The following is a 26254-nucleotide window of genomic DNA, read 5'->3' as shown; positions in this document are numbered from 1 at the left end:
TAGCTCCCGCCAAAATATAAAAATATTGACTAATTTCTGCTCTTACAAATTGGCTGTATAAATCAGCTCCGTCGTGTTTAAGACTCTCAACTTATCTTTTTTTGGGCGTCAGTTAAGTTTCTACCCGGGATTTGGGGCTGCTTGTTTACATGCCCTTGGCTATTTGCTGAGTTGCATTAGTAAAAAAATGTTCTAATAATGTTGTAAGTGATAACGATTACTATTAAGATCCGCGTCATTAAATGTTGGCAGCGGTTGCTGTGACAACAAAAACTTCCAATGATTGTTGAGGGATCCCCATGGGCACCGCTCGTTTCCAAGGTTTACGTCAAAACTCCTCTCCTGTTATCTCCGGCCTTAGCCGTTCTCTGCTGGCGCTGGCTGTTGCCGCAGGCAGCTCTGCAGCTTTTGCTGCCGAAGATAAAAATGAAGTTCTTGAAGAGGTTAACGTAACTGGCGAGCTCAACCTGGATCGCCAGACCTCTATTGGTAAGTTGGATATCCCGGTAGACGAGACGCCGTTCTCAATCTCTCTGCGCGATAAAGACTTTTTTGATGTTACCGGCTCTAAGTCTGTGCAGGATATTCTTCAGTATTCTGCTGGTGTGAATGGTGGTCGATTTGGAGTGGATTCTCGCGGTGACTGGTCCACCGTTCGTGCAGTTGAACCAATCATGTTTGTGGATGGCTTACAGACAATTTTTGGTAGTTACACCAGCTCTCGAGCAAACCTTTATTCCTTCGAGCGAGTAGAAATTCTTAAGGGGCCCTCTTCGGTCCTTTATGGACAGGGCTCTACTGGTGGTATTGTCAACCTGGTTTCTAAGCGCCCCAAAGAGGAGTTTGGCGGTGAGTTAATGGTGCAGGGCGGTGACTATGATCGTAAGGTAGTCGCGGGCGATGTAACTGGAGCCTTGGATAGTGATGGCGAATGGCTCTATCGTGTAGTGGGTTACGCGCGCGATGCCGATGCTCAGGTTGATCATGTTGATGATAACAGCAACCTGTTTATGCCCTCTATCTCATGGCGTCCAAGTACCGATACAGAAATCACTCTGCTTGCGACTTATCAAAAAGACGATACTGGCTCAACAACAGCTTTCTTACCTGTTGGAGGTACGTTGGTTGATAATGAAAATGGGCAAATTCCTACAGATGTATTTTTGAGTGAGCCAGGTTGGGATAAATACGATACAGAGCAAACATCTTATAGCTTGTGGGTAGATCACCGCTTCAGTGATAGTTGGGGTATTAATGCCGGGATACGCTACTCTAAAGGTGAGGTTGATTACAACTCAATGTATCCCGATTACAGTAGTGTTGAGGGTCTTTTATCCCGAATCGATAAGAATGTTCGCTGGGCACCTAGAACAGCATATATGAAGGATGCTGATAGCGATCTATTAATTATGGATCTTCGCCTTTCTGGTGAGTTTTTAACTGGTCCCTTTGGGCATAACGTTTCAATCGGTTTGGATAGTCAAGATGCTGAAATTGATAATAGTATTTTGAAGGCCCCTGGTTTGGGTGGTTATATAGACATCTATAATCCGACTTATGGAAATGTTCCAGAAGGATTGGCTGATCTCCCAAGAGATATATCTGATACGAATACTGACCAAGTAGGTTTTTACGTTCAAGATCAGATTACTTTTGAGAACTTTATCTTTAATGCGGGTCTGCGTGAAGATAGGACATCTTCTAGAGTTCAGAGCAATGACCCTAAAATAGATAAGTCAAAACACAAAGAGAGAGAAGTCACTACGCGTTTTGGCTTAATGTACGCCTTTGATAATGGGCTTTCTCCTTACTTGAGTTACTCTGAGTCATTTCAACCAATTGTTGCTGATCCAGATGGGCTTGGCCGTGCTTTCAAGCCTGTCTTGGGTGAGCAAGTAGAGGCTGGATTAAAGTTTCAACCTGAGGGCGCTAATCTTCTTCTGACTGCATCTGTATTTGAGATTGAGCAGAAAAACCGCCTCACCAAAAGAATTGGAGGAATCCAAGAGCAAACTGGTGAAACGGTTATTGAAGGCGTTGAACTTGAAGCAACTGGCCAATGGGGCGCACTCACTTTAGTTGCAAACTATTCCACAACAGACAGTGAGGTAACTGAGAGTAGTACCCCATTCGAAGTTGGAACTGAAATTGATGCAGTACCCAGTGAGCAAGCTTCTATTTGGGCTAATTATGATTTCAGTGAGTGGGTGTCTGGTTTAAGTGCTGGTGTAGGGGCAAGATACGTTGGTGCAAGCCAGACAAACTTTAATGTTTCCCGAGAAACATTATTGCTTCATCCAGTAGTGGCAAGTAACCCTCTTTATATGGCTTATGTAGACACTGCTTTGTCAGAATTTCCAAGTGAGAATCCCTCGTATACCCTTTACGATGCGACTATTGGGTATACCTTGGAGAACTGGAAGCTTCAATTGAACGTGAAGAATTTAACAGATGAAGTTCATACAACATCCTGCACAAGCAGAATTGAATGCTTCTACGGCGAGCGTCGCTACGTGACTGCTGAGGCACGTTACACTTTCTAAGTTAGAGTAGACTGGGAGTTTGTCCGCAGGGGGAGTCTGTGGGCAAACTCCCTTTTTTGCGTTTTACCATCGGGCGGGAGCCAAAATCTCCCGATGTGATATTTATGCCAAGTTCCTTCTACATCATTGCCGGACTGGCCACTGTTTTTGCCATTGCCGGTATTTTTGGTCTCTACTCAGCCTGGCTGCGCAGCGGCTCTCAGCCGTTGCGTCGTTGGATGGGTTGGGGTCTGTTGTTGTTATCGGCATTCGCCTGGAGCACAGTGGTGGGGGTGGAATATGGTGTGAGTATTGCCACACTCCTGGCCATGCTGGCCGCCCTGACCTTGCTCGCTTTAAAAGGCGATTGGCCAAGCGGTCCCCCCAGGCAGGAAAAACAGAGGTCGGGTGGAGTGGCACCCAAGGAGGCCTTGCTGCAATTATGGCTGCGAGGCGTTTTACGTTTCTTGGTTATCGCATTATTACCAACAGTCAGTGGTCTATTGGCTGCACTTCTTTATTTTGACTTTACCGGTTTTGGTGAGAGTGCCCGTCTTGTGGGGGCGGCCTTTGTTGCCGTTATTGTTTGGACCCTGGCAATGGTTTGGTGTAGTGCGGATAAGAAACTGCTGCGCCCCAGCGCGGCGCTGCTGGTTTTTTCACTGGCGAGTGGCTTTGCCGTAATGCCAGCGGCGTAAGCTAATAATGATTTTGAGATCAAAGAGACCTCATTAGGAATTCAACGTGAAATTTTCCCTAAAGCCAACTCCCGCCTTTGTGCGCGATATGACAGATGGACATTCAGTTCTCGGTCTGGCCATCTCCACTCTGCTCTATATTGTCTGTGTCAGTGGAACCCTTGCGGTTTTTTACAACGAATTTGAACGCTGGGAGCAGGCTTCAGAGCTGGAAAACCTCGATGTCAGCCCCTCCGTGTACCAACTTGCCACCGAGCAGGCAGTCGCCCTGGCGAAAGAACAAAATGAAGAATTTGATTCGGTAAAATTCACTATCCCCAACTCAGATATGCCCAGGCTGAAAGTTGAAGTAGGGGATTTAGAGCGCTACGTTGCTGAAGATGGTTCTTTGCTGGGTGAGGTTGAGCACAAGTGGACCCACTTCCTCGCCTATTTGCATTTTGCCCTGAGTCTGCCCTTGGGGTTGGGGGTGCCTCTTGTTGGTTTGATCGGTGTGTTGATGACTGCACTGATTGTCTCTGGATTATTGGCACACCCGAAAATCATCAAAGATGCCTTCTCTCTGCGTTTGGCGGGTTCAAAGCGTTTGCAGCAGGTGGACTTGCACAATCGGTTAGGTGTTTGGGCTGCACCATTTCACTTGGCAATCGCTATTACCGGAGCTTTTATCGGCCTTTCGCAGGTTGCGGCCTTTGCAATTGCGGGTGTTTTCTTTGCTGGGGATACCGAGAGGGTAGAGCATATTCTTTATCGCGAGCATCCGGTGATGGAAGAGAACGCTGCGCAGGTGCCTCTCCCGGATTTTGCCGCAATTTTTTCGCAAATGGAGCAAATCGCACAGGGTGAGGAACGCACTAAGTTAGAGGTTGTCTTTCCTGGCCGCGAGGGGCAGGCTGTGGAGATTTGGACACGGGTTCCTGAGAAGCTGGTTTGGGGAGAGCGCTATCACTTTAATCCAGATGGTAGCCTGATTGAAAAAGAGGGCTGGTCTGAAGGGGATGCCGCCAAGCAGGTGTACCTCTCCACATTCCGACTGCACTTCGGGCATTTCTCCGGATTCCCGGTAAAAATTGCCTATTTCTTGCTGGGGATTGGCATGTGCGTGCTGGTAGTGTCGGGCATTAATATCTGGTTGGTGCGTAAGCGTCAGCGGGGTCAGCCGGCAGTGCGTCTCGAGCGTATTTGGATGGCACAGGTCTGGGGAATTCCCTTTGCCATTGCGCTGAGTGCTGTGACTTATCTGGCCTTTGCTATACCTGCTGCTCAGGTATTCTGGCTGACCACAGTCGTTTTGAGTGTGATAGCCGCTTTTGTGGGGACTGTTGCCGGTTGGTCCATGCTACTTCGTGGAGCCACTATAGCTTCCTGCATAATGGCGGTAGTTGTCCATGCCTCCCTCTATGGGGCGGACTCCTTTGTGAGGGCCTCGTTGGTTGCCAATACGGTATGGTTGTTGATTGCCGCGGGCATTGCAGCTTCCTGCCTGTATACCTGGGTGCGGCACCGGGACGGCGCCTTTGCTTCCACCATGGGTGGGGCTGTCGGAAATAATTAAAGTTGGCGATGCCCGGTATCTATTTCGTTACCGGGCGCAACATTTCTATATGGGGTATGCCGTCCTCATCGTAAGGGGCGGATACCTGCTCAAATCCGAACTCTCCATAAAACCTGCGCAGATGTTCCTGAGCAGAAATGCGAATTCCCAAGCCCGGATACTCCGCCTGGGTCTGCTCAACTGCGCGGCGAATTAACTCTTTGCCAAGGCCTGTACCGCGGCTGCACTCCTTTGTAAGTACTCGACCTATTGAGGGTTCGGAATACTTTTTGCCTGGAAATACCACTCGCAGGTAGGCTACCAGGCGAGAGGAATTGTTGTCTTTATCCCAGCAGATCAGGTGCCAAGCGTGTTGGTCTTTGCCGTCGGCATCCTGATAGGGGCAATCCTGCTCTACAGTAAAAACCTCCTGGCGGGCTCGCAAAATTTCATAGAGCTGATCGGTAGAGAGTTGTTGAAAGCTGCACCACTGCCACTGCACTTTTTTTGCCTCTGTTTGTATTGGTGGTTTTGTAAAGGGAAAGGGTAGCTTGGATGTTAAACCGGCTTGTAGGGGAAAAAAGTTGGAATAGAGCGGGCCTTCGATCTTTCGCAAAGGCCCGGTGGTTGTTGTGAGTAACTCAGTTGGCCGGAGCTTTCTGAGCGTCTCTATCAAAGGAGCCGTGTTCAAGGTAGTAGAGAACCTGGGCGATGACTTTTTTGTCTTTCATCATAAAGACGTGAGTAACCGGCATTTCCAGGTGGTCATTCATTCCTTCCAGTTTAGTGCTGGAAACCGAGACTTTTCCGTCATCTGTCTCTGGAATCAGTCGTGACAGTATCAGGTTGATACTACGGGTGCCTGCGATGATACCCACATCAAAATTCGCCTTACCTAATTTATTGGGGATGCTCAGCTCTCCGGTACCCAGTTGCAGGCCGGCATCTCCAAAGGCAAATTCAAACCCTGGGAAATTACCGAGCTTATCCACCACTTCACTGCCTTTATTGGGCGGGCCCAACATAACCACATGGTTGAGGTTCTCAATATCAACTTGGCTCAAGTATTGGCGGACCAATATGCCCCCCATAGAGTGGGTAACGAAATTGATTTTTCCGTGGCCAGCACAGCGGTCCAGTGCGGGTGCTATGGCCCTGCCAGCAAGTTCCTCAATGGGAAAGTGGGTGGAGGGGTAATCCACATTGATGGTTTTGTAACCGGCGGTGCCGATGGCTTGCTCCAACTTGGCCATGGAGCTATCTGACTTGGCGAGACCGTGTAGCAATATCACGCAGTCCGAATGGGCATTCACTGACAGGGCGCCCAGGAATATAGGTCCAAGGCATAGCGACAGGGTGAGAACAAGTTTCTTCATTGATGTTCTTTCAGTAGTGGCTCTAGCGATCGCAGTATGCGGCGCGGCCTGTAAAAAACCAAGGCGTCAGCTCAGGAGGAGGGTGGTCATGATTGAGAGTTTGCCGCCGGTTTCTATCTGATGTATTGGCGCAGCATTTCAGCCATGTACTCTGGTTTATCTGGGGTGATTACCAGGGTTTTGCCGGGGAAATACAAAACCAGTGCCTTTTCTTGATCTGTGACGAAGGCCCGGTAACGGCCTAGTTGTTGGTTTTGAAAGAGGCCGACGTAGCCAAAGAGACCTGAATTGCCAAAAATACGGACCGATCCTTGCATGGCTTTCGGGTCAACTTTGACTTCCCTTAGTCCTTCCAGAGAGATAGAGGTTTTCCAGCCGGGTCTCAGTATTTGCAGGCTGTTGTTTGTCAGGCTGTAGCCACGGATGGCAAATGCGGCGCCCAGCAGCAAAATGATCGGCGGTAGGGCGATGGCAATGCTATAGAGGAGTGAAGGGCTCTGCTGGGACTTTCCAATCAGAATAAAAGGTATCGCCAAAAGCAATACAACGCTCAACAAGCTGATAATTTTTAGTTGGCGGCTCCAGGGGGCTTGAAAAACAACAAGAGGCATAAATTACTCAATAGGCAATGAACATTCTGAATGCCTCAATCATAGTGCTGATGGAATCAGCTTGGCAAAGCCACTGTCCAACTACTCGGGGATTGGCCTAAAGGAAAACTGAGCAAGCCCAACAAAGCGGAGTCTTAAAAAGTAGCCTTTGAACAATATTGATTTTAACAATGGATTAACGATGACAAGTGGGATTGAAGAGCTAAACCGGAAATCTGCCCTCGTTGTAGAAGGCGGCGCTATGCGTGGAATTTTCGCAGCGGGGGTCTTGGATGCCTTTATCGAGAAGGATTTCTGCCCCTTTGACTTCGCTATTGGCGTTTCTGCGGGGTCCACTAATCTAATTGGTTACTTATCGGGTGACTATGGTCGCAGTCGTCAGATTTTGCTAGATCATGCCACACGAGCAGATTTCATTGATTGGCGACGCTATCTGAGAGGAGGGCATTTTTGCGATATCAACTGGCTGTGGCACGCTTCTTATAATGATGTGCCTTTAAGTATCGAGCGCTACACAGAAAATGGCGTCCCCCTCTATGCCGTGACAACCAGTATCACCAGCGGGCAGCCCCACTATGTGTGCGTGACTCCGGAGAATATGCATGAGGTATTTCCTGCTTCCTGCGCGATACCCATGGCCTATCGAGAATTTCCACCAGTGGCCGGAGAACCGATGACCGATGGTGGCCTAGCGGATTCGATTCCGGTTATACGGGCTTATGAACAGGGTGCGCGGGATATCACTGTGATTCTGTCCCGCCCCCGGGGATATAGGAAGCCCGTGGGTTCTGCGCCGAGGTTTATCAAGCAGTTTTTCCATGATCATGCCCGCCTTTTTGAGGCGGTCCTGGAGCGTGGAGAGCGCTATAACCGTGCCTTAGATTTTATCACCACCCCTCCCTCGGACTGTCGGGTATCAGTGATTGCACCTCCCGCAGACTTCCCGGTAAAACGCTTTACCCAGGAAATTGGGTTGCTGGAGAGGGGCTATGAGATTGGGGGTGAGCTGGGGCGGCAGTTTCTGAGAGACCCTGCAGCTGAACCGGCTTCAACAAAGCTCTAGAGTCCCTAGGGGAGCTAGGGGACACTCACTGGTTGGGGGCTAACTGTTGGCGGTTGGCTGAGGTGATCTACTTCACTGGAAGGCGGTGATAAGAGATCGGGTGAATGGTCGATTCATGGCTTTGATGGGGTATCCTGAAATTGGCATTTACTTCCTCCCTGACCTGTAGGAGTCTTGTGTGTGGAGAGGATAATGTTGCTAACCTAAGGAACCCTTGAATATTCCATAATGCTCATCCTGACCGTAAGACTTGCCAGGTGGAGCTATGAGAACTTCCACCCTCCTATTGTGACTTTTTGAGTTGCGGGATCGTGAAGGGGGCTGGTTCCAAATCAATTTCACACAGAATTTTGAATAAGAAGCATAGGGGAAGGAGGACAGAATGAATGGAAAGTGCCTTTGTGGCGCCGTTGAGTTTCAGCTGGATGAGCCACTACCCGGCCTATATCAATGTCACTGTTCGCTCTGCCGTAAGCTGAGTGGCTCTGCATCTGATGCTGCCATGTTTATTGGTCGCGATCAGTTTCGTTGGGTGCGGGGGTTGGACAAAATCTCCTCCTATCGAAAACCTACCGGCTACCGCTCCGATTTCTGCAGCCATTGCGGCAGCTCTGTTCCTCACTTGATGAGTAATACCACACATTTTTGGGTTCCTGCGGGCCTGCTCGATAGTGATTTTCGTGGCAAGGTCATGGCTCACTTGCATGTTGATTCCAAGGCTTATTGGGATGAAATTGGTGGTCAGGCAGAGCACTTTTCAGAGATGCCGGAACTGGAAGAGCTGAGCAGGCTACTGCATGAAGAAATTGAAAAAGAAGAGAATGAGCTTCTGGAAACTTGAATCAGAGCGGACTTCAAAAAATTATTTAACCGCTTCTGGTCAGTTGATTATTGGCACATACAAAGGCGCATACAAAAAAGCCCCGCTCTTTCGAGCAGGGCTTTTTTGTATATGGCGGACCGGACGGGACTCGAACCCGCGACCTCCGGCGTGACAGGCCGGCATTCTAACCAACTGAACTACCGGTCCGCATTCCTGCTTCTCTTTGTTGCTCTTGCCGGGCAAGAGTAGAGAAGTGGTGGGTGGTACAGGGGTCGAACCTGTGACCTACGGCTTGTAAGGCCGTCGCTCTCCCAACTGAGCTAACCACCCCTCGTCAGGAGCTGCGTATCTTAATGATATTTTTCCTGGGGTAAATAGCTTTGGCAAAAAAAATTAAATAAATAATTAATTTAGAATGAAAAACCATCAACTCCCGGGTTTTTTTTCTTTCACTCTTTTACTGAATTTTTTTTTAGAAATTAAAACTGATTTTAGTTTTGCATGTTGATCGGCAATTAAATGCAGTCTATGAAAATTATTTCTAGGTAAGTTGGTTCAATATTTTGTCGAGCAGTTTGGAATCACTTCGTGCTCGGGTGGGGGCTCGGGTAGGGAGGTACTTGCTGAAAATTTCCTAAGTCGAAACTTTGATTGTGAGTTGGTCAACGGCTGAGCGCCATACTATACGCTCACATTGAGTTTCCATTTGAGTCTCCAGGTATAGACTCCGGGGAGTGGGGTAACTTTCTGTATGAAGTTTCTTTAAGCTGCTGGTTTGTACATATACAAAAAAGCCCCGCTCTTGCGAGCAGGGCTTTTTTGTATATGGCGGACCGGACGGGACTCGAACCCGCGACCTCCGGCGTGACAGGCCGGCATTCTAACCAACTGAACTACCGGTCCGCATTCCTGTTTCTCTTGATTGCTCTTGCCGGGCAAGAGTAAGAGAAGTGGTGGGTGGTACAGGGGTCGAACCTGTGACCTACGGCTTGTAAGGCCGTCGCTCTCCCAACTGAGCTAACCACCCCTCGTCAGGAGCTGCGTATCTTAATGATATTTTTGGGGTGGTCAACCGCTGTGACAAAAAAATTCTAAAAATTTGACTTAGGATAAAAATTCATCAATCAAGGAGCGGGTTTATTTTCTGGCGCTAATCGGTGGAATATTATTTTGTAAGAAATGGCCTGCTTGTTGTGTATCGCACCGGTTATTAGAAAGTAGTGTGAGAGGCTTTTGTGGGTTGCGAGCGGGCCTGGAAATTGCCGGGCGCATAACTGGGCAAATAATTTTATGTGCGCTCAGGAGGTTGGTAAATATTTTGGTTGTGCATCATATCTCTTAGTGAATTACGTTGCTGTACATAGGTTCTGGGGTATGGGGCAACTTTCTAATGGGATGTATTTTTGGTGCACTGGAATGAGCATATACAAAAAAGCCCCGCTCTTGCGAGCAGGGCTTTTTTGTATATGGCGGACCGGACGGGACTCGAACCCGCGACCTCCGGCGTGACAGGCCGGCATTCTAACCAACTGAACTACCGGTCCGCATTCCTGTTTCTCTTGATTGCTCTTGCCGGGCAAGAGTAAGAGAAGTGGTGGGTGGTACAGGGGTCGAACCTGTGACCTACGGCTTGTAAGGCCGTCGCTCTCCCAACTGAGCTAACCACCCCTCGTCAGGAGCTGCGTATCTTAATGATATTCTTGTTGGCGTCAACGCCTTTTTTGAGTTTTTTTATGTCTTTCAATGAGTTAAGGCATTTAAGAACGAGTTAGAGGACGTGTCCGGCAAGTGGCGACACTGTTATAATCGCGTAAATTTCCAGGGTGTGAGCGTGGGACAAGCCGTGAAACAGAAGAGCCGGTTAGGGCAATTTCTACTTGCATTGAGTTTGCTGTGCCTATCCGTAGTGGCGCAGGCGGCCGTGGAGACAGAGGAGCTGTCCTCTCCGGAGCTGGAGGCCCGCTACCGGGTGCTGATTGAGGAAATGCGTTGTCCAAAATGCCAGAACCAGAATCTGGCCGATTCGGATGCGTCGATTTCCGCCGATTTGCGGCGGGAAATTCGCCGGCTGCTGGAAGAGGGGTTCACGGATAAAGAAATTGTCGACTACATGGTGTCCCGCTATGGGGACTTTGTTCTCTATCGGCCCCCGGTACAGCGCAATACTCTGGCGCTTTGGTTGGCTCCTGGCATCTTTGCTTTGGTAGGTCTACTGGCTTTGATTGTGATTGTGGTGCGTTCTCGCAGCGGTACCGGTGCTAGCCAGGAAGATGGCTCCGGTGAGTTGACTGTAGAAGAGAGAGTTCGCCTGAAAAAACTGCTAGGTGATGACCTGGACGATTTGACTGACCCTGGGAAGAAGAGCAAATGACTGATGTTTGGTTTGGTTTGGCGATTCTGCTATTGCTATTAGCTTTTGTCTTCCTTTTGCCTGGGCTTCGTGGGGCGGGAGTCCGACGCTCAGGTGGCGATAAGCGTGAGGCTTTGGCGCAGTTGTATCGAGAGCGCACACGGGAGCTTCGTACTGCGGTGGAAAGTGGCGCTATGGATGAGCAGCAATTTACTCAGCTTGAGGCGGAGATGGCCCGCGAGCTGTTGAGCGCCAAAGAAGGTACGAATGCAGTGACCCCCTCACGGCGTGGCTCCGGATTGCTGATTTGTTTGGCGGTTCTGGTGCCTGTTTTTGCTGTGGGGACCTATATCCTATCTGAGCGCCCGCAAGAAGTAGCCCTGTACCGTGAGATGTTGGCCAGCCAGCAGGGGCAAGCGGACTCCTCGACTGAAGAGCGTATTACCAATCAGTTGAAACAGCGGGCAGAGACTCACCCAGAGGACTTAAGCAGTCGCTTCGTCTTGGCGCAGAGGCTTCTGGTCAGTGGTGATATCGACGGTGCGGTGAGTGCTTACCGCTATGTGCTATCGCGGGAACCCGAAGCAGCTTTGGTAAAGGCTGAATTGGCCCAAGCGCTATTTTTTGCCGGCGGCTCTAAGATCACTGATGAAATTCGCACTCTCGTCGGCCAAGTACTGGCGACCCAGCCAAGTAACGGCACGGCGCTGGGGCTGGCAGGAATCGCCGCTTATGAGGATAAAGATTACCGCAAGGCGCGGGATCACTGGCAAGGTGCGCTAGCACAATTGGCCCCTGGGTCTGCTGCGGCAGAGGCGCTGGCGGCGGGCGTGGCCCGTGCTGAAAAGGCCCTGGCTGAAGATGATAAAGATGGTGCAGTTGAGATTGTTCAGGCCGCTGTAGAGGAAAATGCCGCAGAGGAGAGCAAGGCCGCAGCAGAAATTCGTGTGCAGGTGAGTTTGAGCGATAAAGTCAAAGCGGACCCATCGACCCCAGTGTTCATATACGCCCGCAGTACTGATAGTCCGATGCCTCTGGCGATTGTGCGCCTTACCGCAGGCCAGTTGCCGGCCGAGGTGGTGTTGGACGAATCTCAGGCAATGATGCCGGGGCGCTCTATCTCCACTGTGGATACGGTGCAACTGATCGCGCGCTTGGCTTTACGTGGAGATGCCCGCCCTGCAGCGGGCGACTGGCAGGGCTCTATCAAGACTCTGCCTAAATCCAGCTGGGGTGAGTCGCAGTCTATAGTGATCGACCGAGAGCTTTAGGTTTATTCGGTATTTGAACATTGCGTAGGTAGGCCGCGGTGCTCTTTTAAGGCGCGGCCTGCTTGGGTGTCGCGACCTGAGAACTATTTAAGGCCCGAGCGGTCACAGCCGCGCCGGTAGACAATAAGATTTTGTCTTGTCGCCACTGCTGGTTTTGTACTGTTTAAAATGTTGGCGTTGGGTACCAGTTAAAGTCGTTGCGCGATCTTGACTTGACCACTGGCCATTCCGGCCGATAATCCGCGTGAAAAGATACTGTGAAAAGCTGCGCTGAAAGCCCCGGTGGCGCCATGTACAATTGAGTGTTTGGTGATCGGGCCGGCAAAGATAAAAAATACCGAGTTTAAGAATACATGCGTCTGAAGTGCATCAAGCTTGCGGGTTTCAAATCCTTTGTTGACCCCACCACTGTTTATTTCCCAACAAACCTCAACTCGGTGGTTGGCCCCAACGGCTGTGGCAAGTCGAATACGATCGATGCCGTACGTTGGGTAATGGGGGAATCGTCCGCAAAAAACCTGCGCGGCGATTCTATGACAGACGTTATTTTCAATGGCTCCAGTGGCCGCAAGCCTGTCGGTCAAGCCTCTATCGAACTGGTTTTCGATAATTCCGCCGGCAAATTGACCGGAGCCTACGCCGCTTTCTCCGAAGTCTCTGTAAAGCGCAAAGTTACCCGCGATGGACAGAATAACTACTACCTGAACGGGGAGAAGTGCCGCCGCCGCGACGTAACGGATTTGTTCCTGGGTACCGGTCTCGGTCCGCGCAGCTATGCGATTATCGAACAGGGCATGATTTCCAAGTTGATCGAGGCCAAGCCTGAGGAGCTCAGGGTTTATATCGAAGAGGCCGCTGGCATTTCCAAATACAAGGAGCGCCGTCGTGATACAGAAAACCGAATGCGCCGTACTTCGGAAAACCTGGAGCGCCTCACCGATATTCGTGATGAACTGGATCGGCAGTTGTCGCGTTTGGAGCGACAATCCGCCGCAGCAGAAAAATACAGTCGATTTAAAGAGGAAGAGCGCAGCTATAAGGCAAATTTGCAAGCCCTGAAATACCGCGAGCTCAATGATCAGGCCGTGGCCAAACAGCAACAGATTGGCGAACTGGAGCTCACCGTAGAGGAATTGGTAACCCGGCAGGTGAATTGTGATACCGGCATCGAACAAAAGCGCGTTGGCTATCACGAGTTATCCGATGGCTTTAATGAGGTGCAGGGGCGCTTCTATGCCGTGGGTGCGGACATTGCCCGCCTGGAGCAGAGTATCGCCCATACCCGCGAGCGCTCTACTCGCCTGCAATCCGACCTAGCCCAGACCGAACAGGAATTCCGCGAAGCGGAGACCAACCTGGAAGTGGATCGCGAGAAGGCTGCTCAGTTCGAGGAAGAGCTGGAAGTGATCGTTCCAGATCTGGAAATGGTGCTTGCCGCTGAGGAGGATTCCGCAACGGGGTTACTCGAAGCTGAAGAGCAGATGCGCAATTGGCAAAACGAGTGGGACCAGTTCAATCAGGGCGCTTCCGGCTCTCGCCAGAAAGCCGAGGTGCAGCAGTCCCGCATCCAGCATCTGGAGACTTCCGGGCAGAGACTGCTGGAGAGGATTAACAAGCTTATTGCAGAGCAGGCAGGCCTGCAGGTTTCCGAGGATGACGAGGAAACCCTGCAGTTGAATGAACAGCTCGCCGAGCTGGAGATGCAGGTGCAGGAGCGTCGCGAGGAAACTGCCGAGCGCACAGAATCCCTGCAGGAACTGCGCAATCGCGAGCGGGAGCTGGCGACGGAACTGGACCAGTTGCGCCTGCAGTTGCAAACCAGTCGGGGCCGCCAGGCTTCCCTCGAGGCACTGCAACAGGCTGCCTTAGGGCAGGGCAAGGCGGTGGAAAATTGGCTGCAGCAGCAATCCCTGAGTGATCGGCCCCGCCTCGCCGACCAAATCCAGGCGCAAGCGGGTTGGGAAACTGCGGTGGAAACCGTACTCGGGCAGCAGTTACAGGCGGTCTGTGTTGAGCAATTGGAAAGTCTCACCGAGTGTCTGGAGCAGCTGCAAAGTGGTCAGGCTGTCTTTATCGATGGCACTGAGGTGGCAACAGCGGCTGTTGGGCAGTTGCCCACATTGGCAAGTGTTGTACAGGGACCGTCGTCTCTCACCGGTCTGCTCGCCGGAATCTATACCGCGGACAATCTCAATGAGGCGCTGGCACAGCGCACTGGCCTGCAGCCCCATGAATCTATTGTGACTCGCGATGGACTCTGGCTCGGACCGAACTGGTTGCGGGTGAGCCGTGCCAGTGATGCTGAGACCGGGGTACTTGCCCGCAAGCAGGACCTGGAGACACTGTCTGCAGAGATATCCCTGTGTGAAGAGCAGATTGAACAGTGCAGTGAGCAACGCGAGTCCCTGCGCGAGCAGGTTACGGGCGTTGAGCGGGCGATCGAGCAGGCGCGCAACGATTCCGAACAGCTTGGGCGGCGCGAGGCCGAACTGCGCAGCCAACTCTCCGCCCGCCGCGCCCGTGCCGAGCAGATGAGTGAGCGCCGCAATCGTGTCGAGCAGGAAATCGCCGAGGTCCGCGAGCAGCAGGAGATTGAAGGCGAGTCACTTTCCGAGGCGCGCCTGATGCTGCAGGAGGCCGTAGAAGCTATGAGCGATGACACCGATCGTCGCGAAATGCTGATGGAGCGGCGCGAAGCCCTGCGGGAATCTTTGGATGCTGCCAGGCAGCGCGCTCGCGAGGATAAGGATCGTGCCCACGAGCTGGCGATGCGCGAGCAGTCGGTACGCACTCAGATGGTTTCTCTGGAACGTACTCTACAGGTGATGAGCGAGCAGTTGGAGCGCTTGCGCAGCCGCCGTACCCAGTTGCAGGAACAGATGGCTGAAACCCAGGATCCCTCCCAGGATTTCCAGATAGAGCTGGAAGAAAAACTGGGTGAGCGTATCGAGGTGGAAACTGAGCTGGCAGAAGCACGCAAAAAACTCGAAGAAGTGGAGACTGGCCTGCGCGAGCAGGAACAGGAGCGGCACAAAATTGAGGCGGCTTTGCAGGGCGTGCGCGCGCAGCTGGAGCAGGAACGCCTCTCTGCGCAAACCCTCGAAGTGCAGCGCAATGGCCTGGTAGAACAGCTGCGCGAAGACGAACAGGATTTGGATCAGCTGCTCGAGCAGCTGCCCGGGGATTTGACGATTCCCCAGGTGCAGGAAGATCTGGAGTTGGTGGCCGCACGTATCTCACGCCTGGGCCCGATCAACCTTGCCGCTATTGATGAATATAAACAGGAGTCTGAGCGCAAACATTACCTGGATCGCCAGTATGGTGACCTGATGGAGGCGCTGGAGACTCTGGAAAATGCAATTAAGAAAATCGACAAAGAGACGAGAAGCCGTTTCAAGGAGACCTTTGATCAGGTCAACGCGGGTCTGCAGGAACTCTTCCCGAAAGTTTTCGGGGGCGGTAATGCTTATCTGGAGCTGACCGGAGAAGACTTGCTCGATACTGGGATTACGATCATGGCGCGCCCACCGGGCAAGCGCAACAGTACAATTCACCTGCTCTCCGGCGGGGAGAAAGCACTGACGGCAATCGCCCTGGTATTTTCTATTTTCCGCTTGAATCCAGCACCTTTCTGTATGTTGGACGAAGTGGATGCTCCTCTCGATGACGCTAACGTAGGTCGCTACGCACGAATGGTTAAAGAAATGTCAGAACACGTTCAGTTCATCTATATTACCCACAATAAGATTGCGATGGAGATGGCGGATCAGCTGTTGGGTGTGACCATGCATGAGCCGGGTGTATCTCGCCTGGTGTCGGTAAATGTGGAAGAAGCTGCTGAGCTGGCTTCTGCATAAGGCGTAAAAGGAGGAGCGCTTAAATGGATAACTGGCTGGTTACGATCCTCGTTATAGTGCTGCTTGTAGTGGTACTGGACGGTGTACGCCGCGCAATTTTGCGGCAGAAAGCCGCGGTTAAGGTGTCGCGGAATCTGTCCAAAGCAATGCAATCTGAAGTAGGGGGCCATGTGGACCCGCTTGTACAGGAGCAGGCTCGCCCACCCGAAGTGGGTGAGTTTTCCGATGAATCCCAGGAAGAGGCAAGGCCGCGACCCGCAACCAGTGAGTTGCCTGGCCAGGTGCGCGTCGTGCAGAGACGCGCCATGGAAGATGCTCTGCATGTGAACCGCCAGGTTCAAGAGAGCTTTATTTCCTCGCGCAAACCCCTGGCTGGCAGCACGCCTCAGCGCAACACCCATGAGCAGGGTGTGTTGGATCTGGAGGAGCAGGTGCCTACCTTGATGGACTCCGTAGGTGAGGAACCGCGCTTTGAACCAGCGCTGGATGAGTCCGAGAGCTTCAGTGCGATCTCCGACGAGCGAGCAGAATCCAAACCCCCGCGGGTAGATTCCCAGTTCCGTGAAACCGATACGCATGTGTCGTCCAGCAAAGATTCCTCTGCAGAAAAAAGCTCGGCCCGCGATGAAGTGTTGGTTATTAATGTTATGGCCCCTGAAGGGGATTACTTTGAGGGTAACGATCTTCTGCGGGTAATGGTGGCCTCGGGCATGCGTTTTGGTGAGATGAATATCTTCCATTACCACGAGGGTGGCGGTGCCGATGGCGCAGTAATTTTTAGCCTGGCCAATATTGTGGTACCGGGCGTGTTTGACCTGGCGCAAATGGAGGAGTTTGCCACTCCGGGAGTCAGTATGTTCCTGGCGCTGCCGGTTGAAGGCGAGGCGATTAAGGCTTTCAATCAGATGCTTTCGACGGCCTACAAAATTGCCGAGCTACTCGGTGGTGAGCTGAAAGATGAAAATCGCAGTGTTTTCACTGCCCAGACCGCTGAGCACTATCGCCAGCGCGTAGTGGAATACCAGCGCCGCCGCGCCCTGAATAAGGCGCAAGGCTGATAGTCTGCAACACTATTCGATCGCATAACTTTTATACGTATAGTTTTTAAAATTCTTACTTTGTAACAGCGCGGCCCCAGCTCGCGGAAAAGCCCTCGGGCTCAACCGCGGCCTGGGGCCGCTGTTGCATTTGAGTTCAATTTTTTTGATTTATTTTCACTCGAACAGTCGATGACCAATCAATCCATCCCCCAGTCGATGCGCGAGCGGGTGCAGGCCCTGCACGAGCTGCTCCTCAAGGCCAACTATCAATATTATGTGTTGGATAACCCCGAATTGCCGGATGCGGAGTACGACCGCCGCCTGAGAGAGCTGCAGGATATAGAACGGCAATATCCGGAGTTACTGAGCCCGGATTCACCTACCCAGCGGGTTGGCGCCGAGCCACTGTCTTCGTTTACTGAGGTGCGCCACGAAGTACCCATGCTTTCTCTGGACAATGCCTTCAGTGATGAGGAGCTGCTGGAGTTTGATCGCCGGGTGAGAGACCGCCTGAATAGCAAGGGCGCAATCGAATACGCCTGCGAACCCAAGTTGGATGGTATCGCTATCAGTTTGCTCTATCGCGATGGCATTTTAGAGCGTGCGGCGACCCGAGGTGATGGCACCACCGGTGAAGATATTACGAAGAATGTGCGCACCGTGGGCTCGGTGCCACTGCGTTTACGTGTAGGGGAGGGGATCGCAAACTACCCGGCTGTGCTGGAAGTGCGCGGTGAAATTTATATGCCCAAGGCGGGCTTCGCCGAGTTAAACCGCAAGGCTGCGGCCGCAGGCGAGAAGCTGTTCGTCAACCCCCGCAACGCGGCGGCGGGCAGTCTAAGGCAGCTCGATTCCCGCATTACCGCGCAGCGCCCGCTTGAGCTTTGTGTCTATGGCACTGGGTTGGTCGAGGGGGCCTCTCTGCCGGAAGAACATCTGGCAACGCTCGAGTTACTGGGGCAATGGGGGTTTCGGGTGAATAGCGAAATGCGTGTGGCAGCGGATATCCAGGCCTGCATCGAATACCACCGTGAACTCGGCGATAAGCGCGAGGGTTTACCCTACGATATCGATGGCATTGTGTTTAAGGTGAATAGCATTCCCCTGCAGCGCCGTTTGGGTTTTGTCGCCAGGGCGCCGCGCTGGGCCATGGCCTACAAGTTTCCCGCACAGGAAGAAATGACCGAGCTTCTGGATGTGGAGTTTCAGGTTGGTCGCACCGGTGCGGTGACCCCGGTGGCCCGCCTCAAGCCGGTGTTTGTCGGCGGAGTGACTGTCTCCAATGCGACCTTGCACAATCGCGATGAAATCCAGCGCCTCGGTGTGAGGATCGGCGATACCGTGGTGATTCGCCGTGCTGGGGATGTGATTCCACAGGTGGTTTCGGTTGTGGAGAGCAAACGTCCGAAAGATGCCCGTGTCATCGAGTTTCCCACGCACTGCCCGGTGTGTGATTCGCCGGTGGAATCCACTCCCGGAGAGGCGGTTGCCCGTTGCAGTGGTGGTTTGATTTGCAGCGCCCAGCGCAAGCAGGCGATCAAACATTTCGCTTCACGTAAGGCGATGGATATCGATGGCCTGGGGGACAAATTGGTTGAGCAGCTGGTGGATGAGGGGTTGCTGCACTCGGTTTCCGGCCTCTATCACCTGGATCTCGAACAGGTTGCCGGGCTCGAGCGCATGGGGCAGAAGTCCGCACAAAACCTACTCGATGCCCTGGAGCGCAGCAAAGATACCACCCTGCCTAAATTCCTTTACGCCTTAGGTATTCGCGAAGTGGGGGAGGCGACTGCGCGCAACTTGGCGCGTCACTTCGGCTCCCTTGAATCGTTAATGGCGGCCAGTGAAGAGGCGCTGCAGGAAGTGGAAGATGTGGGGCCTGTTGTTGCTCATTTTGTTGCCGAGTTCTTCCAGCAATCCCACGCCCAGGAGGAGATAGAGGCCCTACGCCAGGCCGGTGTGCACTGGGCGGTGGAAGAAACTGGTGCCGAGGAGCAACCCCTGGCGGGCCAGACCTGGGTGCTGACTGGAAAGCTGGAAACCCTTTCACGCAGTGAGGCTAAGGACTACCTGCAGCGTCTTGGCGCCAAGGTGGCCGGTAGTGTCTCTGCAAAAACCCATCATGTCGTGGCGGGCCCTGGTGCTGGTTCGAAATTGAATAAAGCGCGGGAGTTGGATATTCCGGTAATGGATGAAGAGGGCCTGATGGAAATGTTGCGTCAGCGGGGCTTTGAAATTTAACCCTAATTCCGCGGGCACTGTGAAGCAGTGCTCGCACTTGCCGTTAAAGCGCACAAACAATGAGTAAATAAATCGGCGAAACTTAGGGCAACGCTAATGAACGTCTGTGGAGTTATGGCTTTCTGGTCGCTTCGCCGTTAAAGTGCGTCTCTTAGATCTTTTTGCCCTGGGTACCTGATGTCCGGCGGCGCTGTGGTAAGGAATGGAATTAATGCTTCAGGGCGATCAGGAATCCATAGTCTACGGTTGTATCAAGGACAGTAATAGCCTTGCCGGGGGCAGCGAACGCCGTCGAATCAATCGCAATGCAGTGTTGGCGCTACCCAGTGCAGACGAGTGGCCTTTTCTCTGTCGCGACATGTTCTCTATCCCCACCATTAAAATGAAGCAGTCCCAATACCAAACGGATGTCATCCATTTTGGTGCCTCCTATCGAGCGGTGGAGTATGAATGGGATATGTGGATTCAGAAGTTTGAGGAATTGCTGAGGAGCATGTACTGGGTTTCCGCCACGGTACATTTGGAGACCGAACTCTCTGGGGTGCATTCCTTTAGCTGGGAGGCCGCAGGTCTCTACCACGAGCCCGGCAGCGGTGATATGCAGGTGCGTTGCGAATGGACTCAGGAGGGGCGGGTGAGTGTCTAGAGGGGCTCGCTCTTGCGGGTCCCAGCCCCCTGCATACTGTTGATCCCCTCCCACAGTTCTTCCCGCACTCTTTAAGGCTTCTTTATAGTTTTCTCCTCATCGTCTTCTCCTCTGCGCCAGCCTTTTCTCGAGGCACCAGTCACAGATTTCGGGGCTTTGTACCAGTTCGACAACTATATTCCCTGAAACCCCCTTTCAGTGGGACTTTGGTCTGGTAAAGTGCTGTTTGCCACCTCATCGCAGAATCTGGGGTTGGTCGGCTGTTCAGCCAGATGATAAGAGTTGGCGCCGCAGGCGCCTTATCAGGAAGGAAAAATTATGATCAAAGCGAATTCTCTACTTTTCGCCAGCGCTCTGATGTTGTCGCCACTGCTGCACGCAGCGGAGCATGAAGCCAAGACCGAAGCAGCGGAAAAGACTCCGCAACAAGCCAAGCTTTATATTATTTCCCCAAAAGATGGTGAGAAGGTGCCCCAGACTTTCACTGTAAAGTTTGGTCTGTCTGGTATGGGCGTCGCCCCGGCGGGCGTGCAGCGCGATAACACCGGCCATCACCACCTGCTGATCGATGTGGATGATATGCCAGATCTGAGTAAGCCACTGCCTGCGACTAAAAATATTGTTCACTTCGGTGGAGGGCAGACGGAAACTCAGGTGACCTTGCCGCCCGGCAAACATACGCTACAACTGGTGCTGGGCAACTATATGCATGTGCCGCACGAAAATCCGATAGTGTCGAAGAAAATTACTGTAGTAGTCGAATAAATACTGGCAAATTCCACACTTCTGAATGGTGCACAGGAGTGCACCCTGAGAGATATAAATGGGCGACAAATACCGTATTGAAAAGGACAGCCTCGGCGAAATTCAGGTGCCCCAGGAGGCGCTTTATGGTGCTCAGACTCAGCGGGCTGTAGAGAATTTCCCAGTCAGTGGCAAGCCACTACCCACTGAGTTTCTCCGTGCCATAGTGCTAATTAAAAAGTCTGCCGCTGAGGCCAACAGGGACCTGGGTTTACTCGATAAAGCGCGGGCAACCGCGATTATCGCAGCCTGCGACCGCCTTGGCGAAGAGATGTATGCGCAGCATTTTCCTGTGGACATTTACCAAACCGGTTCTGGCACCAGTTCAAATATGAATGTGAACGAGGTGTTGGCGCACCTTGCTACAGAGGGTAATGGCCTGTCCATCAGTCCCAACGACCATGTCAATATGAGCCAGAGCAGTAATGACGTGATTCCCACGGCGATACATGTATCCGCTCTACTTGCAGTGCGCGATAAACTGTTGCCGGCACTGCGCCATCTTCATACAGGAATATGCAATAAGAGCGCGGAGCTGGAAAGCGTCGTCAAGACGGGTCGAACCCACTTGATGGATGCGGTTCCCATCACTATGGGCCAGGAACTCAGTGGTTGGGCTGCACAGGTGGAAGCCTGTCGCGAGCGTATTCGCGGTTGTATGCCTCGTTTGGCTCAGTTGGCCCAAGGCGGAACGGCGGTGGGTACTGGTCTCAATGCCCACGCTGACTTTGCCGAGCTTTTTGCGCAAAAGTTGAGTGCGCACACCTCCCAGCAATTCCGCCCTGCGGATAATTTTTTTGAGGCGATTTCCAGTCAGGATACTTCCGTGGAGCTGTCCGGGCAGCTCAAGGTCTTGGCTGTGGCGACAATGAAGATCGCTAATGACCTGCGCTGGATGAATAGTGGCCCACTGGCTGGTCTCAAGGAAATCGAGCTCAAGGCTCTGCAGCCGGGTAGCAGCATAATGCCAGGCAAGGTGAATCCGGTAATTGCCGAGTCGGCCGCAATGGTGGCAGCTAGGGTGATGGGCAATGATGCAACAATCACTGTGGCTGGGCAGAGTGGCAATTTCCAGCTAAATGTCATGTTGCCGCTAGTCGCCAGCACATTGCTGGAGAGTATTCACTTACTGGCCAATGCCGCACAGCTGCTGGCGGATCGGGCGATCGCGAGTTTCACTGTAAACCGCCCCCATATTGAGGAAACCCTGGGGCGTAACCCCATCCTGGTGACCGCCCTTAACCCGGTCATCGGCTATCTGAAAGCCGCAGAAATTGCCAAGGCGGCCTATAAAAGTGGTCGTCCAGTGATGGACGTGGCGCTGGAAATGACCGATCTGGACCGTAACGCCTTGGAGGAACTGTTGGACCCAGCACACTTGGCCAAGGGAGGGATAGTGGGCGAATAGCCCCTCTTTAGGTCAGGAAAATTAGGCAAAGATGCCGATGCCCAGCAGTATCAGGGTAATGATCAACGTCATGAGCATCATCCAGCGAAAGAGGCGCAGCAGGGTGGCCTGATCTTCAGGTTCCAGCATTCTTCTGGGCATTCGCGCCTCCTGCGGCGTTGACAGATACCTGCCGATCCCTCACGATTCGACGCCGCGTCGGTACCTAGGGAACATTTGATTAACTTTGTAATGTTTCTGTAGGGCTTTCAGAGGCTCGCTGGCACCGACGATATAATGGTAGCGTCACAAGAAGTGGCTATCTCACCTGTTTTGAAATCAATGTATCCAGATCATCATGGCCAATAAAAGTCGCCGCTCCTTTATTACCAGCGTGCTCGCCTGTGTCGCATTTATTGCGGCGGCGATCTATAGCTGGGACCTGCCCGTCAAGGATGTTCTTTATTACCTGGTCCTATTGCTGGTAGCGCTGTTTGTCATTATTGCAGCTGCGATGGGTTTTGGGGCCGTATTGAGCTGGTTACGCAGGCGAAAGTAGACAGATGGCGGCATCAGAAGAGGACATTCGTATACCCATAGCCTACCTGGAGCGGTTGCTGGAGGAGGCGACTCGCCACGGCTGCGACCGTGTGGAATTGCTCGAGTCGGTTGGAATCGATGAGCAGGAACTGGAGGGCGTGGCCGCATTTTCGGCGATCAAATACGGCCGCCTTTACCAGCGGGTTATGTGGCTGGCTCAAAATGAGTGGTTTGGCATGCTCAGTGGGGGACGGGTGCGTTCAGGCTCCTTTCGTTTGCTGTGTATGGCTGTGGTCAATTGCGCAACTTTGCGCCAGGCGATTACGCTCTGTGCCGAATTTATGGAGATTTGCCGAGGTTTTAAGGTAAAGCCGGAATTGCATGGTGGTGAAGCTGGCCGCGTTCGGGTGGAAATTCACGGCATCAGCTCCCTGGAAGCGGGGGAATTCGACAGGCTACTGGCCTCTACAAGCCCGAGCGTAGTGCGTACTACGCTGGCAGTTTGGCACCGTTTTTACTGTTGGCTGGCGGGGCGCGAAATCCCGCTGGCGCGCTTACATTTTTCTTTTCCCTGCCCGGAGGAGTTCCGCAGCCTGGCTCAGAGCGAAGCGGACGAGCTGTCTTTTGAGCAGCCTTTCAATGCGCTTGAATACGACGTGCGCTATCTCGACTATCCGGTGGTGCAGAGCCCCCAGATGGTGGAGGATTTTATCCGCACCGCGCCCTATCACCTGGTGATCAGTGACGGCAGCGCTAACAGTATTAAAACCAAGGTTAAAACCATCCTCAATCGGGATGTCAGTGAATCCATGCCCGCCGCCGAAGCTGTGGCTGATCGGCTCAATATGTCGGTGACAACCTTGCGCCGCCGCCTGCAGCAAGAGGGGACTTCCTACCAGAAGTTGAAAGATGAGTGCCGTATGGAGGCCGCCTTCCATTACCTGAGCTGCCCAGATCTGTCTAATGGCCAGATTGCTGAGATGCTTGGATTTGATGAGTCCAGTGCTTTTTTCCGCGCTTTTAAAAAGTGGACTGGTATTACGCCAGGCGAATATCGCCGTGGCGGCCGCGCCGCCGCTGGCCTGGATATTTGACTTAGCTGGTCACATTTTTTTGAATTCCCGCCTCGATTTGTCACCGCTTTGGACGGATTTCGCCATAGAGGGGGCTGCAGCCTTACTACTATGATGAACCAATCTTAGTAATTAGTCACAAATATGACCAGTCAGTTTCTGACTGGTCTTAACATAACCGAATTGAGGGTATCAGGATGACCGATATCAAAGTGCCACTGCGTGATATGCGTTTCGTAATGCGCGAGATGCTGGACTCAGATAAGCATTACGAGTCTCTGGGTTTCGAGGAGGCAACGCCTGATGTCGTGGATGCCATCCTGGAAGAGGGTGCCAAGTTCTGTGAAAACGTACTGGCTCCGCTGAATCAGATTGGCGACCAGCAGGGCTGCACCTGGAAAGATGGTGAAGTCACCACTCCGGAAGGTTTTAAAGAAGCCTATCAGCAATTTGTGGAGGCCGGTTGGCCGGCGCTGCCCCACGACCCCGAATACGGTGGTCAGGGCCTGCCGCCCTCTCTGGGGACCATCTTGAGTGAAATGGTGGGTATCGCCAACTGGTCATGGGGAATGTACCCGGGCCTGTCCCACGGTGCCATGAACACCTTGGAAGAACACGGAACTGATGAGCAGAAGAGCGTTTACCTGACCAAGCTGGTTGAAGGCAGCTGGACTGGCACCATGTGTCTGACCGAGCCGCACTGTGGTACCGACCTGGGTATCCTGCGTACCAAGGCTGAGCCCAATGCAGATGGTTCCTACGCGATTACCGGTACCAAGATCTTTATCTCCGCCGGTGAGCACGACATGACCGAGAACATCGTTCATATCGTTCTGGCACGCCTCCCGGATGCGCCGGCGGGCACCAAGGGTATTTCCCTGTTTATTGTGCCCAAGTTTGTACCCAATGCCGATGGCTCCCTGGGCGAACGCAATGGTGTGGTATGTGGCTCCCTGGAGCACAAAATGGGTATCCATGGTAACGCCACTGCAGTCCTGAACTTCGACAGCGCTAAAGGTTTTCTGATCGGCGAGCCCAACAAGGGCTTGAACTACATGTTCACCTTTATGAATACCGCGCGCCTGGGTACAGCGCTGCAGGGCGTGGCCCACTCAGAAATCGGTTTCCAGAAGTCTCTGGCCTACGCCAAGGACCGTCTGCAAATGCGCTCTTTGTCTGGTGTTAAGAACCCAGAGGGTCCAGCAGATCCGATCATCGTGCACCCCGATGTGCGCCGTATGCTGATGACCCAGAAGGCTATCGTCGAAGGCAGCCGTATGCTGGTTGCCACTTGTGCGCAACTGGTCGACGTTACCCACAAAGGTGACGATGAGGCGAAAAAAGAGGCGGAGGACCTGCTGGCTTTCCTCACTCCGATCGCCAAAGCGTTTATCACTGAAGCCGGTTTTGAATCCGCCAACCTGGGTCTGCAGTGTTTCGGTGGCCATGGGTACATTGCCGAGTGGGGTATGGAGCAGAATGTGCGCGATGCGCGTATCTCTACCATCTACGAAGGGACTACTGGTATTCAAGCCCTCGACCTGCTGGGTCGTAAGGTACTGATGAGCCAGGGTGAGCTGTTGCGCCGCTTTACCAAGAAAGTGCACAAGTTCTGCCAGGCGGAAATCGATAACGAAGCGCTTGCACCTTTCGTTACCAAGCTGCAAGAGCTGAACAAGCAGTGGGGTGATCTGACTCTGCATGTAGGCGGTAAGGCTATGGAAAATCCGGACGAAGTCGGTGCGGCTTCCGTAGATTATCTGATGTTCTCCGGCTACACCGTGCTGGGTTACCTGTGGGCGCGTGCCGCTAAAGTCGCTAACGACAAGCTGGCTGAAGGCACTGATGAAGCAGATTTCTATCATGCCAAGCTGAAGACCGCCCGCTTCTATTTCGAGCGCATCCTTCCGCGTACCGCTAGCCATGCTGTAACTATGCAGAGTGGCGCGGCCAACCTGATGGATCTGGACGCAGAGCATTTCGCGTTCTAAATCCAATCTCAGCAAAAAACCGCCGGTTTTCACCGGCGGTTTTTTTTACCGGCGCCGAAGTGGCCAATGACGGAGAGATTCCGATGCAATTGCCGGATTTAGTTCAGGAGCGCCTGCGGCGCATAGCTTGTTCGCACCCACTTGCTCGGGTACAGTTCCGCCTGCCGGATGCCTGTGACTTTTATGTTTACGTAAAAGGAGCTCCGAATGATCTCGAAGTGGTTTCCGAGTTCGGGCAAACGGAAGAACCGGCACTAATATTGGTTATGGCTAATCACACTTTGAATGCAATTTTGGATGGCCATTTAAACGCTAGGCACGCCTTTCTGTTGGGAGATGTCCAATACACTGGCGATAGAGAGTTAGCCGCCGCACTGGCAGGTTTGTTTCCTGCGCAGAGTAAAGAGGTGAATGGGCTTTGAGGGGC

Annotated in this window: 20 protein-coding genes and 6 tRNA genes; 17 read left to right on the top strand and 9 right to left on the bottom strand. The window is 52.7% G+C overall.

Annotation, left to right across the window (positions count from 1 at the left end; genetic code table 11):
- Positions 1-299 precede the first annotated feature (299 nt).
- From LC073_RS12740 to LC073_RS12730, 3 genes are read left to right on the top strand one after another with little or no spacing between them, the layout of a single operon-like run.
- The gene (locus tag LC073_RS12740) at positions 300-2543 is read left to right on the top strand and encodes a TonB-dependent siderophore receptor (protein ID WP_226647627.1); all 2244 of its coding nucleotides are present in this window, start codon (positions 300-302) and stop codon (positions 2541-2543) included.
- A 38-nt stretch (positions 2544-2581) separates the two neighbouring features.
- Entirely contained in the window at positions 2582-3220 is a 639-nt protein-coding gene (locus LC073_RS12735; protein ID WP_226647625.1) for a hypothetical protein, read from the top strand.
- A 46-nt stretch (positions 3221-3266) separates the two neighbouring features.
- Entirely contained in the window at positions 3267-4775 is a 1509-nt protein-coding gene (locus LC073_RS12730) for a PepSY-associated TM helix domain-containing protein (protein ID WP_226647622.1), read from the top strand.
- Positions 4776-4794: 19 nt separating this feature from the next.
- Here LC073_RS12730 and LC073_RS12725 read toward each other — a convergent pair whose 3' ends face one another.
- The 3 genes from LC073_RS12725 to LC073_RS12715 form a co-directional block, all read right to left on the bottom strand.
- Entirely contained in the window at positions 4795-5256 is a 462-nt protein-coding gene (locus tag LC073_RS12725) for a GNAT family N-acetyltransferase (protein WP_226647620.1), read from the bottom strand.
- Between the two features lie 139 nt (positions 5257-5395).
- Positions 5396-6130 carry an esterase/lipase family protein gene (locus LC073_RS12720; RefSeq protein ID WP_226647619.1) on the bottom strand — a complete coding sequence of 245 codons (735 nt, stop codon included), beginning with the start codon at positions 6128-6130 and terminating at the stop codon, positions 5396-5398.
- Between the two features lie 113 nt (positions 6131-6243).
- Positions 6244-6741 (bottom strand): PH domain-containing protein, encoded by a 498-nt coding sequence (locus tag LC073_RS12715; protein ID WP_226647617.1) that lies wholly within the window; start codon positions 6739-6741, stop codon positions 6244-6246.
- Between the two features lie 181 nt (positions 6742-6922).
- On the opposite strand from LC073_RS12715, the gene LC073_RS12710 reads away from it, so the two are divergent.
- Positions 6923-7804, top strand: a complete 882-nt coding sequence (locus LC073_RS12710) for a patatin family protein (RefSeq protein WP_226647615.1) — start codon at positions 6923-6925, stop codon at positions 7802-7804.
- A 382-nt stretch (positions 7805-8186) separates the two neighbouring features.
- A complete protein-coding gene (locus tag LC073_RS12705) occupies positions 8187-8645 on the top strand; it encodes a GFA family protein (protein WP_226647613.1) in 459 nt (152 codons plus the stop codon).
- A gap of 112 nt (positions 8646-8757) precedes the next feature.
- On the opposite strand, the gene LC073_RS12700 is transcribed toward LC073_RS12705, so the two are convergent.
- From LC073_RS12700 to LC073_RS12675, 6 genes are all read right to left on the bottom strand, one after another.
- Positions 8758-8834 (bottom strand) — tRNA-Asp (locus tag LC073_RS12700).
- A 47-nt stretch (positions 8835-8881) separates the two neighbouring features.
- A tRNA-Val gene (locus tag LC073_RS12695) sits at positions 8882-8957 on the bottom strand.
- A gap of 496 nt (positions 8958-9453) precedes the next feature.
- Positions 9454-9530: transfer RNA gene (locus LC073_RS12690), tRNA-Asp, on the bottom strand.
- A 48-nt stretch (positions 9531-9578) separates the two neighbouring features.
- Positions 9579-9654, bottom strand: a tRNA-Val gene (locus LC073_RS12685).
- Between the two features lie 440 nt (positions 9655-10094).
- Positions 10095-10171, bottom strand: a tRNA-Asp gene (locus LC073_RS12680).
- Between the two features lie 48 nt (positions 10172-10219).
- Positions 10220-10295, bottom strand: a tRNA-Val gene (locus LC073_RS12675).
- A 175-nt stretch (positions 10296-10470) separates the two neighbouring features.
- Between LC073_RS12675 and LC073_RS12670 the strand changes: the two genes are divergently transcribed.
- The 12 genes from LC073_RS12670 to LC073_RS12615 all read left to right on the top strand — a co-directional run bounded on the left by LC073_RS12670 (position 10471) and on the right by LC073_RS12615 (position 26249).
- Positions 10471-10998 carry a cytochrome c-type biogenesis protein gene (locus tag LC073_RS12670; RefSeq protein WP_226647611.1) on the top strand — a complete coding sequence of 176 codons (528 nt, stop codon included), beginning with the start codon at positions 10471-10473 and terminating at the stop codon, positions 10996-10998.
- Entirely contained in the window at positions 10995-12248 is a 1254-nt protein-coding gene (ccmI, locus tag LC073_RS12665) for a c-type cytochrome biogenesis protein CcmI (RefSeq protein WP_226647609.1), read from the top strand. The genes LC073_RS12670 and ccmI overlap by 4 nt, the downstream gene beginning before the upstream one ends.
- A 353-nt stretch (positions 12249-12601) precedes the next feature.
- The gene (smc, locus tag LC073_RS12660; protein ID WP_226647607.1) at positions 12602-16105 is read left to right on the top strand and encodes a chromosome segregation protein SMC; all 3504 of its coding nucleotides are present in this window, start codon (positions 12602-12604) and stop codon (positions 16103-16105) included.
- Positions 16106-16128: 23 nt separating this feature from the next.
- Positions 16129-17163, top strand: a complete 1035-nt coding sequence (gene zipA / locus LC073_RS12655; RefSeq protein ID WP_226647604.1) for a cell division protein ZipA — start codon at positions 16129-16131, stop codon at positions 17161-17163.
- 171 nt (positions 17164-17334) lie between these two features.
- Entirely contained in the window at positions 17335-19386 is a 2052-nt protein-coding gene (ligA, locus tag LC073_RS12650) for an NAD-dependent DNA ligase LigA (RefSeq protein ID WP_226647601.1), read from the top strand.
- Between the two features lie 211 nt (positions 19387-19597).
- Positions 19598-20032 carry a hypothetical protein gene (locus LC073_RS12645; protein WP_152456343.1) on the top strand — a complete coding sequence of 145 codons (435 nt, stop codon included), beginning with the start codon at positions 19598-19600 and terminating at the stop codon, positions 20030-20032.
- A 318-nt stretch (positions 20033-20350) separates the two neighbouring features.
- Complete coding sequence (locus LC073_RS12640) at positions 20351-20797, top strand: DUF4399 domain-containing protein (RefSeq protein ID WP_226647599.1); 447 nt, start codon at positions 20351-20353, stop codon at positions 20795-20797.
- A 58-nt stretch (positions 20798-20855) separates the two neighbouring features.
- Positions 20856-22244, top strand: a complete 1389-nt coding sequence (locus tag LC073_RS12635; protein ID WP_226647597.1) for a class II fumarate hydratase — start codon at positions 20856-20858, stop codon at positions 22242-22244.
- A gap of 337 nt (positions 22245-22581) precedes the next feature.
- Positions 22582-22782, top strand: coding sequence for a hypothetical protein (locus LC073_RS12630; protein WP_226647595.1), 201 nt, complete (start codon positions 22582-22584; stop codon positions 22780-22782).
- A gap of 4 nt (positions 22783-22786) precedes the next feature.
- Positions 22787-23857 (top strand): AraC family transcriptional regulator, encoded by a 1071-nt coding sequence (locus tag LC073_RS12625; RefSeq protein WP_226647593.1) that lies wholly within the window; start codon positions 22787-22789, stop codon positions 23855-23857.
- Positions 23858-24033: 176 nt separating this feature from the next.
- Positions 24034-25827, top strand: a complete 1794-nt coding sequence (locus LC073_RS12620) for an acyl-CoA dehydrogenase C-terminal domain-containing protein (RefSeq protein ID WP_226647590.1) — start codon at positions 24034-24036, stop codon at positions 25825-25827.
- Between the two features lie 83 nt (positions 25828-25910).
- On the top strand, positions 25911-26249 hold the full coding sequence (locus tag LC073_RS12615; RefSeq protein ID WP_226647588.1) for an SCP2 sterol-binding domain-containing protein: 339 nt from the start codon (positions 25911-25913) through the stop codon (positions 26247-26249).
- The last annotated feature ends 5 nt before the right edge of the window (positions 26250-26254 follow it).

Source organism: Microbulbifer variabilis, from assembly GCF_020524905.1.
Taxonomy (GTDB): Bacteria; Pseudomonadota; Gammaproteobacteria; order Pseudomonadales; family Cellvibrionaceae; genus Microbulbifer; species Microbulbifer variabilis_A.
Note: the sequence above shows the minus strand (reverse complement) of the source record. Positions and strands in the feature narration are given on the sequence as shown.

Excerpts from the sequence above, each read along its gene's own strand:
- LC073_RS12740 (WP_226647627.1), top strand. The coding sequence starts at position 300 with ATGGGCACCGCTCGTTTCCAAGGTTTACGTCAAAACTCCTCTCCTGTT.
- LC073_RS12720 (WP_226647619.1), bottom strand. The coding sequence starts at position 6,130 with ATGAAGAAACTTGTTCTCACCCTGTCGCTATGCCTTGGACCTATATTC.
- LC073_RS12715 (WP_226647617.1), bottom strand. The coding sequence starts at position 6,741 with ATGCCTCTTGTTGTTTTTCAAGCCCCCTGGAGCCGCCAACTAAAAATT.
- LC073_RS12710 (WP_226647615.1), top strand. The coding sequence starts at position 6,923 with ATGACAAGTGGGATTGAAGAGCTAAACCGGAAATCTGCCCTCGTTGTA.
- LC073_RS12705 (WP_226647613.1), top strand. The coding sequence starts at position 8,187 with ATGAATGGAAAGTGCCTTTGTGGCGCCGTTGAGTTTCAGCTGGATGAG.
- ccmI (WP_226647609.1), top strand. The coding sequence starts at position 10,995 with ATGACTGATGTTTGGTTTGGTTTGGCGATTCTGCTATTGCTATTAGCT.
- smc (WP_226647607.1), top strand. The coding sequence starts at position 12,602 with ATGCGTCTGAAGTGCATCAAGCTTGCGGGTTTCAAATCCTTTGTTGAC.
- zipA (WP_226647604.1), top strand. The coding sequence starts at position 16,129 with ATGGATAACTGGCTGGTTACGATCCTCGTTATAGTGCTGCTTGTAGTG.
- ligA (WP_226647601.1), top strand. The coding sequence starts at position 17,335 with ATGACCAATCAATCCATCCCCCAGTCGATGCGCGAGCGGGTGCAGGCC.
- LC073_RS12645 (WP_152456343.1), top strand. The coding sequence starts at position 19,598 with ATGCTTCAGGGCGATCAGGAATCCATAGTCTACGGTTGTATCAAGGAC.
- LC073_RS12640 (WP_226647599.1), top strand. The coding sequence starts at position 20,351 with ATGATCAAAGCGAATTCTCTACTTTTCGCCAGCGCTCTGATGTTGTCG.
- LC073_RS12635 (WP_226647597.1), top strand. The coding sequence starts at position 20,856 with ATGGGCGACAAATACCGTATTGAAAAGGACAGCCTCGGCGAAATTCAG.
- LC073_RS12630 (WP_226647595.1), top strand. The coding sequence starts at position 22,582 with ATGGCCAATAAAAGTCGCCGCTCCTTTATTACCAGCGTGCTCGCCTGT.
- LC073_RS12625 (WP_226647593.1), top strand. The coding sequence starts at position 22,787 with ATGGCGGCATCAGAAGAGGACATTCGTATACCCATAGCCTACCTGGAG.
- LC073_RS12620 (WP_226647590.1), top strand. The coding sequence starts at position 24,034 with ATGACCGATATCAAAGTGCCACTGCGTGATATGCGTTTCGTAATGCGC.
- LC073_RS12615 (WP_226647588.1), top strand. The coding sequence starts at position 25,911 with ATGCAATTGCCGGATTTAGTTCAGGAGCGCCTGCGGCGCATAGCTTGT.